Below are 14,403 nucleotides of genomic sequence, written 5' to 3'. Positions count from 1 at the left end.
CCTTTACGTTTCCGCAAGGGGGTGTCGTTGGCTTTCCCTATCGTGATGCGGGATGTCCTGCATGCGGTTCGGAGGACGCGATATCCTCGAAACGGATATTCTGCACGGGGTAATCCCGCCAGTCCTTGTAATCAAAATGCCACCATTCTTCGGGAAGTTGTGTAAAACCTTCCCGCGCCATGGCCTTGTGCAGGATCTCGCGGTTTTCGCGCTCGCTTTTCGTCCCGCCGGTATAGTCGGCATAGGCGCGCGGTGTCATTTCATCATACCCGCTGGGCATGGGGACGGCCTGCCCAGATTTCAGGTCATACAGCGTAAGGTCAACCGCGCATCCCCGGTTATGCATGGACCCGGCGGCGGGATCAGCCACGAACTGGTGCCTGTCGGGTGGCGTCGCATCCCAGAACAGTTTCGTGACGTACCACGGGCGATAGGCATCATAGACCAGCAGGCCATATCCCTGCGCATGCAGCGCTTTTTGCACGCGCACCAGGGCCTGCGCCGCCGGACGTTCCATATAGGCATGTGATGAGGAATAGACCGGATAGCCGATGAAGTTCCGGTCCGTGGCGTAGCGTACGTCAAAATGAAAATCCGGCGACAGGCTGGCAAGATCGACAAGATCCGGCTTCTTTTCCTGCGCGGTGGGGGCAGGGGGCGTGGCCTTCAGTGCCTGCTCCATCAGTTCCGGCACGGGTCTGCTGGGGGTGATGTGGAATATGGCAGGTGCGGAGGCCTGCGCTGCATTCGCTGCCTGCAGGACGGAATAGAACGATATCGTAACAAGGCAGGCCGATCGGAACATCTGTCGGGATTTCCTGTGCAGGATCATGCGGGAGGTAGGAAAATGATTGGAATGTAGGAACGAATATCTGTCAAGCAGCCTCTGGCGGACAGGGTTGCGCCCGGTTGCCGACATGCCCGCAGGGGCGTGATGGTTGCGTCGCGGCAGATCCCTTGCCACACTTTGCCCCTCATGGGCTGCCGTGGCCTTCGCGGTGGCCATCCACCCGTTTTCAATCGATGGATTCTTGGATGAAGAAAAGAGAACTTGGCCGTACCGGCATCCTGGTCAGTGAAATCTGCCTTGGGACAATGACATTCGGGCAACAGAATACCGAGGCACAGGGGCATGCGCAGCTTGACCTGGCGCTGGATCATGGCATCAATTTCATTGATACGGCCGAGCTGTATTCCATCCCGCCACGTTCTGAAACCTATGGGGCGACGGAAACGATTGTCGGAAGCTGGCTTCGGGCACGTGGGGGTCGCGACCGGGTGGTCATCGCCAGCAAGGTCGTCGGACGCAGCAACATGCCATGGTTCCGTCCCGGCGGCGAGGAAACCCGCCTGACCCCCCGGCAGATCCGCTACGCGATAGAAGGGTCGCTCCGTCGTCTGGGAACCGATTATATCGATCTTTACCAGATGCACTGGCCGGACCGTCGCATCGGCCTGTTCGGGGCGGGCGGGACGACCTTTGACGCAAAAGTGGAGGCAGACGAGGTTCCGATTGCCGAAACGCTTGGCGTGCTGGGGGATCTGGTCAATGAGGGCAAGATCCGCCATGTCGGTGTCTCGAACGAGACCCCATGGGGGGTTTCGCAATATCTGGACTGCGCGAAAACCGGCGCGCCACGGGTGGCGTCGATCCAGAATGCCTATAACCTGCTCAATCGCACCTTTGAAATGGGGCTGGCTGAAATCGCCATGCGGGAGAAGGTCGGCCTGCTGGCCTATTCGCCGCTGGCGCAGGGGTATCTTACCGGGAAATACCTTGATGGCGCACGACCGGCGGGTGCGCGCACGACGCTGTTCAATCGTGGCCAGCGTTATGAAAAACCCGGTGTTGACGTTGCGATCCGCGCCTATCTCGACCTTGCCCGCGCAAAAGGGATCGACCCGGTCCAGATGGCCATTGCCTTTGTCACGTCACGGCCGTTTGTCACGTCCAATATCATTGGCGCCACCAGCATCGAACAGCTTGCGACCATCCTGGGATCGGTCAATGTGGAGATCACCCCGGAACTGGAGGCGGAAATCAACGCAATCCACCAGATCCATTCCAATCCCGCGCCCTGACCCCTATCTCCGGGCGCAAGGCGAAGCCCGGCATGCTGACTGCCTGGCTTCGCGGCTTTCGCCTGTCATTCAAAAAAGATAAGGGCCGTGGACAGGGCGAACGCGGTTGCAAGCAGGGCCGGGCCGAGAATATCCCAACGGCCCAGGCCACGTGTTCGTGGAACGGTGCCACGGACGGTACGATGCAGGTACATGGACATTGAAACCTCCCTGACTTGGGAAAAGGATTTCAGGATCATGAAGATTCACGCAGCCTAGAGCAGCGTGAGCGCCACCCACAGGAGCAGTGTAAGCACCACAATGCCAATCCCGAGGAAATCCATGGCATTGCGACCGGAACGTACGCCCGGCCCGATCGGTTGGCGGTAATGTGTTCCCATTCTCATGGCAACCTCCCTGCCGGAACGCACATTGCGCCGGCACACCGGACATGGGCAGGGTGGTATCGGGAAAAAAGAGGGGGCAGTGGTCAGGACCGCATGGTGCGGATCACAAAACAGCTACTGCCTATCGCGTTGCCATATCCCTGCGGAACAGGGCCCATTCCTCCATCTCGGTCCCATCAGGCAGGTGGCAGATCCCGACCGTTCCGCCTGCCGTGTTCCGCAGCTCCAGCCGCCCCCCGATCCTGATGCAGTGGGCGGAAGCCGGGTTTGGCATGCCAATGGACCGGTCTGGGGATGTGTCATGATCCGCCATGCGGGCAGGCCCCCTGTGGGGCGCGCATCCGCCCAGAACCAGAGTAAGGAGAACGGCCATGAGGCCGGGAAACAGTTTCATGGACACCTGCCTGTCACAAGGAGGGGCGAGCCTGCGCATGATGACATCATATTCCGCCGCATCACGCATGGGCGGGAACAGTCAGGCACGCCATTGCGTGTTCATGCAGGATCTGACAGGCCTGGGCGGCATCACTGGCGGCAAATCCGACGAAGCGGGCACGGTAGAGGGTGCCGCTGGCAGCGGCGACCGGCATTACGACCGCAGCAGGGGATACATGTCCGGTCCCGATGATCCGTCGCGTCGTGTCAAGGGCCTGCCGTGCCTCCATATCCGTTGAAAATGCCCCGATCTGCACTGCCCACTGCCCCGTCTGGGCAGGTGTATAGCTGACGGCATGGACCATGCTCCCCCCGGCCGGGGCTGCTTCCGGCAGGGGGCCGCTATCGGCAATCGCGACGGTGCCGGTTGCCATGGACGGCCCATCGGTTGCACGGTCATCATGCGGCGTGTCCTGATCCATCAGGCAGGGCGCGGCAGGGTCATAGGCGGCATCGGCATTGCGCAGGCATCCATCCGCCGTGCGTGACAGGGAATCCGCCGTCCTGACAGGTATCGCGGCGGCGGGCGGAACATACGCCGCATCCGGGTTCACGCTGTCCGCACGCGCCAGCAGCGTGGGGGAGGAGGCGGGAGACGCACCAATCCCGAGGTTGGGCGTGATGGCCGCGACATACTGTACCGTCTCATCGGGCAGGGGATCGCCATTATTGCGCCATTGATCCACCCTGCCGGGACCGGCGTTATAGGCCGCCAGAAAGTCCGGGGCGCCAAAACGGTCATATAGCTGCCGGATATAGGCCGACCCCGCCATGATATTGTCATGCGGGTCATACGGATCCCCCCCAAGGCCGTATTGAGCCTGCATTTCGGCATAGGTTTCAGGCATCAGTTGCATCAGGCCCATTGCGCCCGCGCTGGATGTCGTCAGTTGCCCGTCCATATATTGCTGGCCGCCGGATTCCTGCTGCATGACGGCGCGGATCCATGTTTCCGGCACGGAAAACTGGCGGGCGGCCTGCTGGATATATGGTCCCCATGGATCATCCGCCGTGCCCGGCGCGTGATAGATGCGCTGTCCACCGGCCACCGATGTCCGTATTGCAGACGGGGAGGTGGTGCATGCCCCCAGCCCCAGCATCATTCCCAGCATCAGGGCAGCCGGCAGTCCCATACGGTCATTCAGCATTGGCGCATGTCTCGTCATCCTGTGGGGCTGCGATCCGGTACGGCGCAGTCCGGCCCTCTCCTAATATCCGCGCTCCGCGTTGTAGAGAAGGGCAGGCGTTCCGCCCCGCTCGATTTCGTGAATGACCTGCACCATATAGGCCGCCTGTTCCGCGCGGGAGGCTTCGGAGGCGGCATGGGGGCTGATCGTAATGGCGGGATGGTCCCACAGCGCGGAATCGGGGGACAGGGGCTCTTCACGAAAGACATCCAGCACCGCACCGGAAAGGTGCCCGCGCCCAAGTGCCGCAAGCAGGGCGTCCTCGCACACCTGCTCCCCCCGGCCGACATTCACCAGCGCCGCGCCGCGCGGCAGGCGCGACAGCAGATCCGCGTCGATCATGTCGCGGGTCCGCGGGGTGTTGGGCAGGAGGGAGACAAGGATATCAGTCCCGGAGAGGAAATCCGCCAGTTCCGCCTGCCCGGCAAACGACCGGACACCTGCCAGTTCCCGCCGCCGACGTGACCATCCACGCACCTGGAAACCGAAATCGCGCAGTCGTCGCGCCACCTGTGTCCCCAGATGCCCCATTCCCATGATCCCGACGGTGGTCGTGGCGGCCGTGCGGGTCACCAGTTTGCGGTGGAAGATCCTGCGTTCCTGCTGCCATGCCCATGTCCGGGTTTCACGCAGCAGCGAAAGGCACGCCCATGTCACATATTCTTCCATCAGGGCGGCTGTTTCCTGCCCCCCCATGCGCACAAGCGGGATGTCATGTGGCCAGTGCGGGTCCGCCAGCAGATGATCCACCCCCGCACCGACGCATAATATCGCGCGGAGATTGGCAAAACGGGCGGCAAGCCCATGCTCCGGCTGCCAGACCAGCAGATATTCCGCGTTCTGGGGGGCTCGGAGCGCGTCTTCCCACCAGATGACATCCAGATCAGGGGCAAGGGTGGAAAATGCACGCTTCCAGCTTGGGAAATCAGCATGTTTTCCTTCAGCAACCGCCAATGTCACCATGTTGGGCAGGAACCTCCCGTCAAATGTGTCAGGCCCATCGGGGCGAACGGGGCGGACTGTCGAAGAACGCCGTGTCCTGCTGAAGGAACGCAGCGTCCCATCCCGAACCCTTCATGGAACGATGGATGCAGTGCAGGCTGCAGGGACAGGAAAGGGAGGCAACCGGCCTGCCGGGGAGATGGATCTGTCATGCACAGGCATGTACGCGAAAACCCCGCGACGTCACAAGCATGCCCGTAGCCATCGGGTTGGAAACAGCCATCCGGTCCGTTCCCGCGTTCCTGTGGCGGGTTCCATATGACCTCCCATTCCGGCCGGAAGGCGCAGTCGCGTCATATCGGCCCCGACATCATTCCAAGGAGAGTAGAGATGACCACAACCGCCCCCCTGCAATTTGTCAGCCTTCTGGGCAGCCTGCGCAAGGCTTCGTTCAACGCGGCGGTGGCGCGCGCCCTGCCGGGGATCGCGCCGGAAGGGGTTGGCGTAACACCGCTGGGTTCCATCGGCGACTTCCCCCATTACAGCCAGGACGTGCAGGAGGAGGGCTATCCCGCCGCCGTCACCGCAATGGCCCAACAGATCGCGGCGGCGGATGCCGTGGTGATCGTGACGCCGGAATATAATTATTCCGTCCCCGGTGTCCTGAAAAATGCGATCGACTGGCTATCCCGCGTGTCCCCGCAACCGCTGGCCGAAAAACCTGTGGCGATCATCACGGCCTCGCCGGGCATGATCGGTGGCGCGCGGGCACAGTACCACCTGCGCCAGAGTCTTGTTTTCCTTGACGCCTATGTACTGAACCGGCCCGAAGCAATGATCGGGCAGGTGATGGGAAAGGTCGATGCCCGGACGCTGGAACTTGTGGATGCCGCCACGCGGGAGTTCCTGCGTGGCCAGCTTGGTGCGCTGGCGGCACTCGTGCGCAGGGTGTCGCCACGCACGACGGCCTGACATCACGATGAAAGTCCATGGCCTGCAACATGGCGGCCCATGGACCCAATCATGAAATCGGTTCGCGGACTTCGGTAACCCCGCGTTTCTTCAGGATCGCCACGGCAAGGAGGTAGACCGCAAGCCCCCCCAGCGACAGAAGGGCGCCCCCCATGCCAAGGGAGCCATATCCGTAATGCCATGCCAGCAGCTCGCTGCCGAGCGAGGCCCCGAGCGCATTGGCGATGTTGAATGCCGAATGGTTGAGCGAGGCGGCAAGCGTCTGCGCATCCCCGGCAAAATCCATCAGCCGCGTCTGCAGGGCGTGGCCCAGCGCATTGACGAAGGCGGGGATGAGGAAGACATCCAGCATCAGGCCGGCCGTATTGTGCAGCAGGGCAGGAAAGACCACCATGGCGACCACGCTGCCCGCCAGCGCGAGGATCGCCGCGAGGTCAAGGTTGCGATCCACGATCCATGCGCCAACATTCGCACCCGCCAGCATGCCCAGTCCCCAGATGACCATGAATATCATGACCAGCCATTCGGACACATGCGTCACGTCCTGCAGGACACTGGTCAGGTAGGTATAGATCGCGAACATGCCGCCAAACCCGATGGCCGCCGTCAGAAGCGTCAGAAGGACCTGCATATTGTTCAGCGCCGTGACCTCCCGCAGGGGAGAATTCGAACGGTTGGGCCGGTCGGCGGGAATATAGCGCCAGACCCCAAGGAACACGACAAAGCCCAGTATGGCGATCATCAGGTAGGCCACCCGCCAGCCCATGTGATCGGCGGCGAAGGTCGAAAATGGCGCACCGATCAGTGTCGCGATGGCAATGCCCGACAGGATGCGCCCGACCGCCCATCCCCGGCGGGAGCGTTCAACCATGGAGGCGGCAACCAGCGCGGAAATCCCGAACAGCGCGCCATGGGGCAGGCCGGTGATGAAGCGTGCGACCTCCACCAGTCCGGGACTGGGCATGACGATACTCAGGATATTGCCGAAGCAGAAAAGCAGCAGCAGCAGCAAAAGCAGTTCACGCCGCGACAGGCGCGCGCCCAGAATGGTGATCAGCGGCGCGCCAACCACCACACCAAGCGCATAGGCGGTGATGGCATACCCGGCGTCCGCAGGTGAAAGCCCGAGCGACGTCGCGAATTCCGGCAGCATTCCCATGATGGAAAACTCCCCGGTGCCAACGACGAAGGTGCCGAATGTCAGCGTAAGCAGCGCCGCCGTTCTTCCATGGTGGGGAACGACAATTCCGTTGCTGACCTGTGGCGGTGCGGTTTCAGTAGTCATGAGGGTTCCCTGGCAATAGCCATTCAGGCCGTTAGGGTATCTGCCGCGGTACGGGCGATGTCGATGTCATCCTGCGTGGCCGCGCCGGAGACACCGATCCCGCCCAACACCGTGCCATCCGCCGCCTTCAGCACCACGCCGCCGCCAAAGCTGGTCAGGCCGCCATTGGTGTTCTCCAGCGTATAGGCACCAGCGTCGGGATGGGCCACTTTGGCGAAATCCGCGCTGTCCATCTGGAACAGTACCGCCGTGCGTGCCTTCTTGTTGCTGACATCTATGACGCCAAGCGGCGCGCCGTCCATGCGTACGAAGGCCACGGGCCATGCGGCCGCATCGACGATGGAAATGCAGACGCTGACGCCACGCTTCTGCGCCTCGGCCAGTGCGGTATCCAGTATCAGTGTAGCAGAAGACAGTTTCATCATGCCCATGACCGCTGTTGTGAATAAAAAATGCACAATAGCCGCCCCCTTCGACGTGGGAACCTGCCGGATACCATAAAATCCGTTTATTCAGCATTGTTGAACGGCGATACATTCGGCGTGCCGCATCATCATCCAGGCCATGCGCGTCAGCCTGGGGCGGGGGAACTGTGCCGCGGACCCCGTCAGGCAGATGCTGGCCCGTACCTCGCCATTTTCGCGCCACGGGATGGCGACACCGTTCAGGCCGGACTGGTAGGCCTCGAGGTCCAGCGCATAGCCCCGCGTCCTGACGGCCTCGATCTGGGTGCGGATATCCTCGTCCAGTGCGTTGGCGCGGGTGGCCAGCACGCGCTTGCCCAGTCCCGGGACAAAGGCAAGGAACACCAGTCCCACGGCCGATCCCTCGAGCCGTTCGCGGCGGCGGATCCCCGATGTGACCATCGCCGGGTTCGCAACGTCCACGATGTCAAGGTAGGTGGCCTCGTCCCCGCTGGGCACCGCAAGCCATGCGGTCGCGCCACTTTCGCGGGCAATGGCGTCGAGCATTGGCCGCAGGCGCGCGCGCAGCGTATTGTCGTCGCCCGCAATGCGCGCAAGGTTCAGGATACGTCCCCCAAGATGGTAGCGCACGTCGCCCGCCCGGCGCTGCACATAGCCAAGCTGGTCCAGTGTCTGGAGGATATTGTGTACCGTGGTCTTGCCGATCCCGGCAATGCTTGCGATCCGCTGGAGCCTTGCCGCGCCGCCTTCCTGGGCGATGATTTCCAGGATGGCGGCGGAGCGTTCGATGGACTGGATCAGTTTCGGCGTGTTTTCCACGGTGTATTCCCCGCCATCCGGCGCAGATCGAGACGTGTGGCACAGCGGAACATACCCGGATTTCGCGGTCAATTCCGGGCCCGGCGCATCCCCACAAAGTTATGACAGGCGGCATGGGGCCGATTACCCTAGGATAGGCAGTCAGGCCAGATGGAAAAACGGAGTTTGCTTGTCCATGTTGCTCAATACGATTGAACTGGGTCCGGAAAATGGTGACCTGTCACGGCCGCCTGTCGTTTTCCTGCATGGCCTGTTCGGGCGTGGGCGCAATTTCGGGTTTTTCCAGCGACGTATTGCGGCCACGCGGCGGACGCTGGCGCTTGACCTGCGCAACCATGGGCAAAGCCCCCATGGGATGATGGACTATCCCACGCTTGCCGCCGATGTGCATGAGACACTGTCGGCCCACGATGCGTTGCCTGCCACGATTATGGGCCATTCGATGGGGGGGAAGACGGCAATGATGATGGCCCTGTCGTTTCCCGCGGACGTACATTCCCTGCTGGTTGCCGATATCGCCCCGGCGCAGGGTGGGCTGGCACAGTCGCAGCACCTGGCTGCGAAGATGGCCGACCTGCCGCTGCCTGATTTTCTGGACCGGGCCGGGGCGGATGCGCTGCTGGCCCATGATATCGCGGAAAAGCCGGTGCGTGACCTGATGATGATGAACCTTGATCTGGGGGAACATCCGCACTGGAATATCGGCATTCACGAAATCGCCCGGTCCATGCCCGCGATCATCGGATGGCCGACACTGGCGGCAGGCATACATTATGATGGCCCGACGCTGTTTATCGCCGGCGGGCAGTCACGATATATCCAGCCGGCCAGCTATCCCATGATGCGAAAACTCTTTCCCCATTACCAACTCGAGATCATACCCAACACCGGTCACTGGGTGCATGCGCAGGCCCCGGCGGAATTCCTGCACCTGATGCAGCAGTTTCTGGAAGCGGCGTAGGAAAGGGAAGGGAAGGGAAGGGAAGGGAAGGGAAGGCTTGGCGGAATGTGCGTTGCGGTGATGGCGGGTGCGGCACCGTCATCTTCGCAGCAACCATAATCGGGCTTTGATATTATCGCACATGACCGTTTTTCCATGCAGGCGGTCATGGTGCATACAGGCCGGATGCGACGGTACAGCGGCAGGCAAGGCAGTCATTGCATGTCCTTACATTGCCGGGCGTGTCGCCTGCCGCGTCGTATGAATACAAGGGTGTCCCCGCCATGGGCATCCCGGAAAATCAGGCCGTTTCCGCGAAAGCCGATATGATCGGGCGCCCGTCCCTGATCCAACGTCCCTGACGCAAGGGGACGCCGGGAGATTGCACGACATGGCCCTGTCGGTCCTGAACTTGATGGACGGACGCAGGCCCCGGCCATTTCCTGCCATGAGGAAAAGCGCTGCAAAATGCAGTTGACATTACAGGATAATGAAAAACGGCTGCCCTGACCATAATCTTGGGGCAGGGATAATATTTCAAAATATAGATTTCAAATTATGTCAGAATCCATGGTGGTCAAGCGTACCAGATTGGTTCTGTCATGTAATTTTTGTGCAAAATAAAGTAACAGGCCGTTGCCTGGGGCTCGATTTTATCCGGACGTGTGATAGGTTTTTTCTGTCTCCGGAACATTTATTTCCGGATTTCATTCCAGCAAGAGATCGCCATATCACATGAGTACTGACAGCCCCACGTCGGAATGTTCGGTAAATCCACGACACAGGGTTTCTCAGTCCGCATTGCCCCAGACCCTGTTTCATTCCCTGACGCGCAGGATGGGCTTTCAGCTTCCTTCGGACTTTCATGAATGGGCGGCGGATCATGGGCTCTATATTCCCCATGGGCGCAAGCGTCGGGCACGGATGCAACTGATCGCGCAGCGTGGCGTGCTGTTTATCCATGTGCCCAAAAATGCGGGGACCTCGATTGCGACGGCGCTTTATGGTCGTCCCATGCTGCATGAAACAATGCATTTCTTTGCCACGACCGCACCGGCGGCCCTTCGCAGGCTGCCCAGTGTTGCCATCATGCGCGATCCTGTTGCGCGTTTCGTGTCTTCCTACTGTTACGCCCGGGCGGGCGGAGGACGGCACCGGCAGGTCGTTGACACCTTTCGCGAACGCTACATGAATTTCCGTTCTGTGGACGATGCGCTCGATCATGTCGAAAATGCCCGTTCGGTCTATGACATGGACCATATTTTCCGTCCGCAGTCCTGGTACGTAAATGACCGCTCGGATCGTCTTCTGGTGGATCATCTGGTTCCCATGCAGGCTGTCACGAACCTGCACAGGATCCTGCCGGCATTCCGCGACGTGCCCATCCGGCATCTGAATGAAAGCACCAGTCAGGACGTTGCCCTGACAGCACGCCAGACGGCACGCATCCATGCACTATACCGGCAGGATGCCGTCCTTTATGAGCGCAGCGTCAAAGAGGCCGACAGGTTCCGATAGGAACTGTCCCCGTCCTGCCGCAAAACGACCGGTATCCGCAGGTATGCCCACACCGTCCCGCATGGGCGGTGCAAAGCGTGGTGAGGCAGCAGCATCGGGATGATGCTTCCCCGGTCATGCCGAAAGTTGCTGCCGGATTGTCTCAGGAATAAGACAGTCTGGTTTTCCAACCACAAAACTCTGTGAATAAATCATGATATCGCGCGGCGTTTCTTCAGATTTTCATGCTGAAGAGTGACGCACTCGCTTGTGGTAGAGGGAAAGTTCTGTCTGGCCACGTCTATACGGCGGACCTCAACCTCGGGCTGGTCTATGTCCCCACTACTGGGGCGGCACGCGTCGTCCGCGACCATCGCGCTGGACATCGTGACGGGAGAGCACCTGCCCGCAGGCGGCCGGTCAGGCAACGCCGATGTCGTATGAAATAAATGGAAAGCAATATGTCGTGATTGCCACAAGCGGTCATGGTGAACTGAGCGCGCGAAGTGGTGATTACATCATCGCCTATACACTCGACGGTGTGCAGGATAAAAATAAATAAACAACAATAACCTGCTCGGGTGCCGGGCATCATTCCGGCGACCGTGCTGCACCATGGAAACGTCCCCATGCATCATACAGAAAGGTCGGCATGGCCCCGTGCCATGCTCCGTTACGCGCTCATGTCCGTCGTCATCTTCGGCGCGCGCTCCGCAAGGGCCGCCGACGTCACCCTCGGGATCATCGGTCCGCATGAATATGACCTGCCGGTTGATTTCAAGCCATTCAATGTGCTCGTGCAATATGGCGACGGGAATGCGGCCGGCAGTTCCTATAACAGCGACGGACAACGGCATGCCAATGGCGGCAGCCATACATGGGCGGGCATGACGAAATACGTGCATTTCCGCAGTTTCGCCGCCATCCCGCATGTAGGGTTCGCATTCGAACTGATCCAGACGGAAAGCTACAGCCTGGCGAATGGCACCAATTACGGCGGCCTTGGCCCCACGATTGTCGGTCCTGCCGCATGGTTCAAGCCCAACAGGCACAGTACTTTCGGCATCCAGACCTTCATGCAGACCGCAGTGGGTACGCGCGATGCGACATCGCCCAATTACTGGTCAAACATTTCCAGCTTCATCTTCGATTATGAATGGAAACATTTCAGCTTCGACGGGGATGCCGGAACGGTCGCCGGGGCAGCGAAACACCAGAAGGGACAGCATAGCTATAACCCCGGTGTCGTATTCTACACCAACCTGCGTTTCAGTTGGAAGGCGACGCATCTGTTCGAGCCGTTCCTTGCCCTTGACTGTCAGAATGTCAAGGGAACGTATGACAATACCGCACGACAGTATCTGGATGATTCCAACAGCCGTGAAATCACGCTTGGCGCCGGGGTGATGTTCAATATTTCGCAGCACCTGTCCTTTACCACCCGCTACTCCCATTCCGTGGACGGGCGAAATGTTCCCGAAAGCAATGCCTATTACGTCAAATTCGTCTATCTATGGTAAATGAAGGGGCCTGCGCTGACATCCGTCATTCCCGCAATGGCGTGGTCATGGTTCGTCTTTTCCGTATCCTGTGTCATTTATTTCCATCCATGGTGCAATCCGGCAGCGACGTCGCGCCAGCAGGAAATGACACCCGTATCCCGGCAAGTTGATACAGGATTGATGGAAAATATGAGACAAGTGCCTCCATGCCTATAATGGAAGGTAGGATATTCCATGAGCAAATAAACCTGTACAGGAAAACCACGCTTTTATACCCATGCATCGTGCATGACCTGATGTACAGGCCATGAACCAAGATCGGCATGGCCTGTGAAAGGTGCAGGGGCCCCATCGTCCCGAAGCAGTTGCTGCGAATGTCGAGCACGAGTGAGATCGCCAGATCCTGGCCGCATTGTGCCTAGCCCCATAATCTGGATCTGCCGCAGGGATGGAGGTCCGATGTCCTGTCCGGGGCGGAATTCCGACATGTTGCTGTCTGTTCCAGAAATCTTCTGAAAACCGACATGCCTGAAATGCGCCGCCTGTTCGGCCTTGTGCAGGGGGCCTGATGGTCCTGCGGATCGATCGGAACGCCATCATTCTGGTCCGTAATATTGATCGCACACCTGCCGGCCTGCCTCATGCTGGAGCTGCGCGAAGGCGCGATCTGGAGCGAGAGCACCGCCGGAACCAGCGGGATCGGTACCGGCGCGCAGGATTGCCCCCTGTTTCTGGGGGGGAATGGGAGTAGATGCGATCGTCCTCCCTTTGCCGTCCCGGTCACTGGCGTATATCGTGGACCGTCCGGTAATGGACTACGAATAATTGACCACGGGGGCAGAAAATATGACATGGGTTCCTGACGCACACCGTTATGAACAGGCCGGTTTCCGGCGTTGCGGCCGTTCCGGGCTTGATCTGCCGCCGATCTCCCTGGGGTTATGGCAGAATTTCGGTGGGGTCGATGTGTTCGAAACGGGCCGTGCGGTCATCCGCCGGGCATTCGACCGTGGGGTCACGCATTTCGATCTGGCGAACAATTACGGCCCGCCCTATGGCTCCGCCGAAGAAAATTTCGGCGAGATCTTGAAAAAGGATTTCGCCGCCCATCGTGACGAGATGGTCATCTCCTCCAAGGCAGGATGGGACATGTGGCCCGGTCCTTACGGGGTGGGGGGATCACGCAAATACCTGCTGGCCTCGCTGGATCAGAGCCTGCGTCGCATGGGCCTTGATTACGTCGATATCTTCTATTCCCACCGTCCGTCGCCCGATACCCCGCTTGAGGAGACAATGGGCGCGCTGGTGCAGATGGTGCGTCAGGGCAAGGCGCTGTATGTCGGCATTTCCTCCTACGGCCCGGAACGCACGCGTGAGGCTGCGGCAATCCTGAAGGCGCAAGGCGTGCCGCTGCTGATCCACCAGCCATCATATTCCCTGCTGAACCGGTGGGTGGAGGTCTCGCTGCTCGACACGCTGGCGGAACTTGGCGTGGGATGCATCGCCTTTTCGCCGCTGGCGCAGGGACTGCTGACGGACAAATACCTCCACGGCGTTCCCGATCAGTCCCGCGCGACAAAAGGCACCTCCTTCAATCCCGAGATGCTGGGGGAGGAAAACCTTGCCCATGTACGGGCGCTCAATGACCTTGCGGCGCAACGGGGGCAGAGCCTGGCGCAGATGGCCATTGCGTGGGTGCTGCGTGACCCGCGGGTGACATCCGCGCTGATCGGCGCGCGTACCGTGGCGCAACTGGACAATTCGCTTGATGCGCTGAAGAACCTGCATTTCACCACGGATGAACTGAACCGGATCGACCAGTACGCCAGGGACGGAAAGATCGACCTGTGGCGCAGTGTCAGCGCCCTCTGACCCGCGATGACGGTGCGGTGGCCCCATCCCTGTTCCATAATCACGCCCGTACTGTAAAA

15 protein-coding genes are annotated in these 14,403 nt (G+C 60.3%); 6 read left to right on the top strand and 9 right to left on the bottom strand.

The window, feature by feature from the left end; genetic code table 11:
* Positions 1 to 37: 37 nt before the first annotated feature.
* Positions 38 to 805 (bottom strand): M15 family metallopeptidase, encoded by a 768-nt coding sequence (locus CFR72_RS10955; protein WP_110913982.1) that lies wholly within the window; start codon positions 803 to 805, stop codon positions 38 to 40.
* A 230-nt stretch (positions 806 to 1,035) separates the two neighbouring features.
* Here CFR72_RS10955 and CFR72_RS10950 point away from each other — a divergent pair, with 230 nt between their 5' ends.
* Entirely contained in the window at positions 1,036 to 2,082 is a 1,047-nt protein-coding gene (locus tag CFR72_RS10950) for an aldo/keto reductase (protein ID WP_110913981.1), read from the top strand.
* Between the two features lie 65 nt (positions 2,083 to 2,147).
* Here CFR72_RS10950 and CFR72_RS17560 read toward each other — a convergent pair whose 3' ends face one another.
* The 5 genes from CFR72_RS17560 to CFR72_RS10935 form a co-directional block, all read right to left on the bottom strand.
* Positions 2,148 to 2,321 carry a hypothetical protein gene (locus tag CFR72_RS17560; protein ID WP_167400356.1) on the bottom strand — a complete coding sequence of 58 codons (174 nt, stop codon included), beginning with the start codon at positions 2,319 to 2,321 and terminating at the stop codon, positions 2,148 to 2,150.
* A 15-nt stretch (positions 2,322 to 2,336) separates the two neighbouring features.
* Positions 2,337 to 2,468: a hypothetical protein gene (locus CFR72_RS18305; protein WP_261310337.1), complete on the bottom strand. Its 132-nt coding sequence runs from the start codon at positions 2,466 to 2,468 to the stop codon at positions 2,337 to 2,339.
* Positions 2,469 to 2,589: 121 nt separating this feature from the next.
* Complete coding sequence (locus CFR72_RS18065) at positions 2,590 to 2,742, bottom strand: putative hemolysin (RefSeq protein WP_244182261.1); 153 nt, start codon at positions 2,740 to 2,742, stop codon at positions 2,590 to 2,592.
* Between the two features lie 181 nt (positions 2,743 to 2,923).
* Positions 2,924 to 4,051: a lytic transglycosylase domain-containing protein gene (locus CFR72_RS10940; RefSeq protein WP_208630019.1), complete on the bottom strand. Its 1,128-nt coding sequence runs from the start codon at positions 4,049 to 4,051 to the stop codon at positions 2,924 to 2,926.
* Positions 4,052 to 4,111: 60 nt separating this feature from the next.
* On the bottom strand, positions 4,112 to 5,053 hold the full coding sequence (locus CFR72_RS10935; RefSeq protein WP_110913980.1) for a 2-hydroxyacid dehydrogenase: 942 nt from the start codon (positions 5,051 to 5,053) through the stop codon (positions 4,112 to 4,114).
* Positions 5,054 to 5,422: 369 nt separating this feature from the next.
* Between CFR72_RS10935 and CFR72_RS10930 the strand changes: the two genes are divergently transcribed.
* The gene (locus CFR72_RS10930; protein ID WP_110913979.1) at positions 5,423 to 6,004 is read left to right on the top strand and encodes an NADPH-dependent FMN reductase; all 582 of its coding nucleotides are present in this window, start codon (positions 5,423 to 5,425) and stop codon (positions 6,002 to 6,004) included.
* Between the two features lie 49 nt (positions 6,005 to 6,053).
* On the opposite strand, the gene CFR72_RS10925 is transcribed toward CFR72_RS10930, so the two are convergent.
* From CFR72_RS10925 to CFR72_RS10915, 3 genes are all read right to left on the bottom strand, one after another.
* Positions 6,054 to 7,289, bottom strand: coding sequence for an MFS transporter (locus CFR72_RS10925; RefSeq protein ID WP_110913978.1), 1,236 nt, complete (start codon positions 7,287 to 7,289; stop codon positions 6,054 to 6,056).
* Between the two features lie 23 nt (positions 7,290 to 7,312).
* On the bottom strand, positions 7,313 to 7,711 hold the full coding sequence (locus CFR72_RS10920) for a GlcG/HbpS family heme-binding protein (RefSeq protein WP_110913996.1): 399 nt from the start codon (positions 7,709 to 7,711) through the stop codon (positions 7,313 to 7,315).
* Positions 7,712 to 7,801: 90 nt separating this feature from the next.
* Entirely contained in the window at positions 7,802 to 8,605 is an 804-nt protein-coding gene (locus CFR72_RS10915) for an IclR family transcriptional regulator (RefSeq protein ID WP_244182258.1), read from the bottom strand.
* A 103-nt stretch (positions 8,606 to 8,708) separates the two neighbouring features.
* Between CFR72_RS10915 and CFR72_RS10910 the strand changes: the two genes are divergently transcribed.
* The 4 genes from CFR72_RS10910 (at position 8,709) to mgrA (ending at position 14,344) form a co-directional block, all read left to right on the top strand.
* Positions 8,709 to 9,494 carry an alpha/beta fold hydrolase gene (locus CFR72_RS10910; protein WP_110913976.1) on the top strand — a complete coding sequence of 262 codons (786 nt, stop codon included), beginning with the start codon at positions 8,709 to 8,711 and terminating at the stop codon, positions 9,492 to 9,494.
* A gap of 714 nt (positions 9,495 to 10,208) precedes the next feature.
* The gene (locus tag CFR72_RS10905) at positions 10,209 to 10,991 is read left to right on the top strand and encodes a hypothetical protein (protein ID WP_244182257.1); all 783 of its coding nucleotides are present in this window, start codon (positions 10,209 to 10,211) and stop codon (positions 10,989 to 10,991) included.
* 644 nt (positions 10,992 to 11,635) lie between these two features.
* A complete protein-coding gene (locus CFR72_RS10900; protein WP_408869973.1) occupies positions 11,636 to 12,490 on the top strand; it encodes a transporter in 855 nt (284 codons plus the stop codon).
* An 828-nt stretch (positions 12,491 to 13,318) separates the two neighbouring features.
* Positions 13,319 to 14,344, top strand: a complete 1,026-nt coding sequence (gene mgrA, locus CFR72_RS10895) for an L-glyceraldehyde 3-phosphate reductase (RefSeq protein WP_110913975.1) — start codon at positions 13,319 to 13,321, stop codon at positions 14,342 to 14,344.
* The last annotated feature ends 59 nt before the right edge of the window (positions 14,345 to 14,403 follow it).

This window comes from Gluconacetobacter entanii (genome assembly GCF_003206495.1).
GTDB classification, from domain to species: domain Bacteria; phylum Pseudomonadota; class Alphaproteobacteria; order Acetobacterales; family Acetobacteraceae; genus Novacetimonas; species Novacetimonas entanii.
Note: the sequence above shows the minus strand (reverse complement) of the source record. Positions and strands in the feature narration are given on the sequence as shown.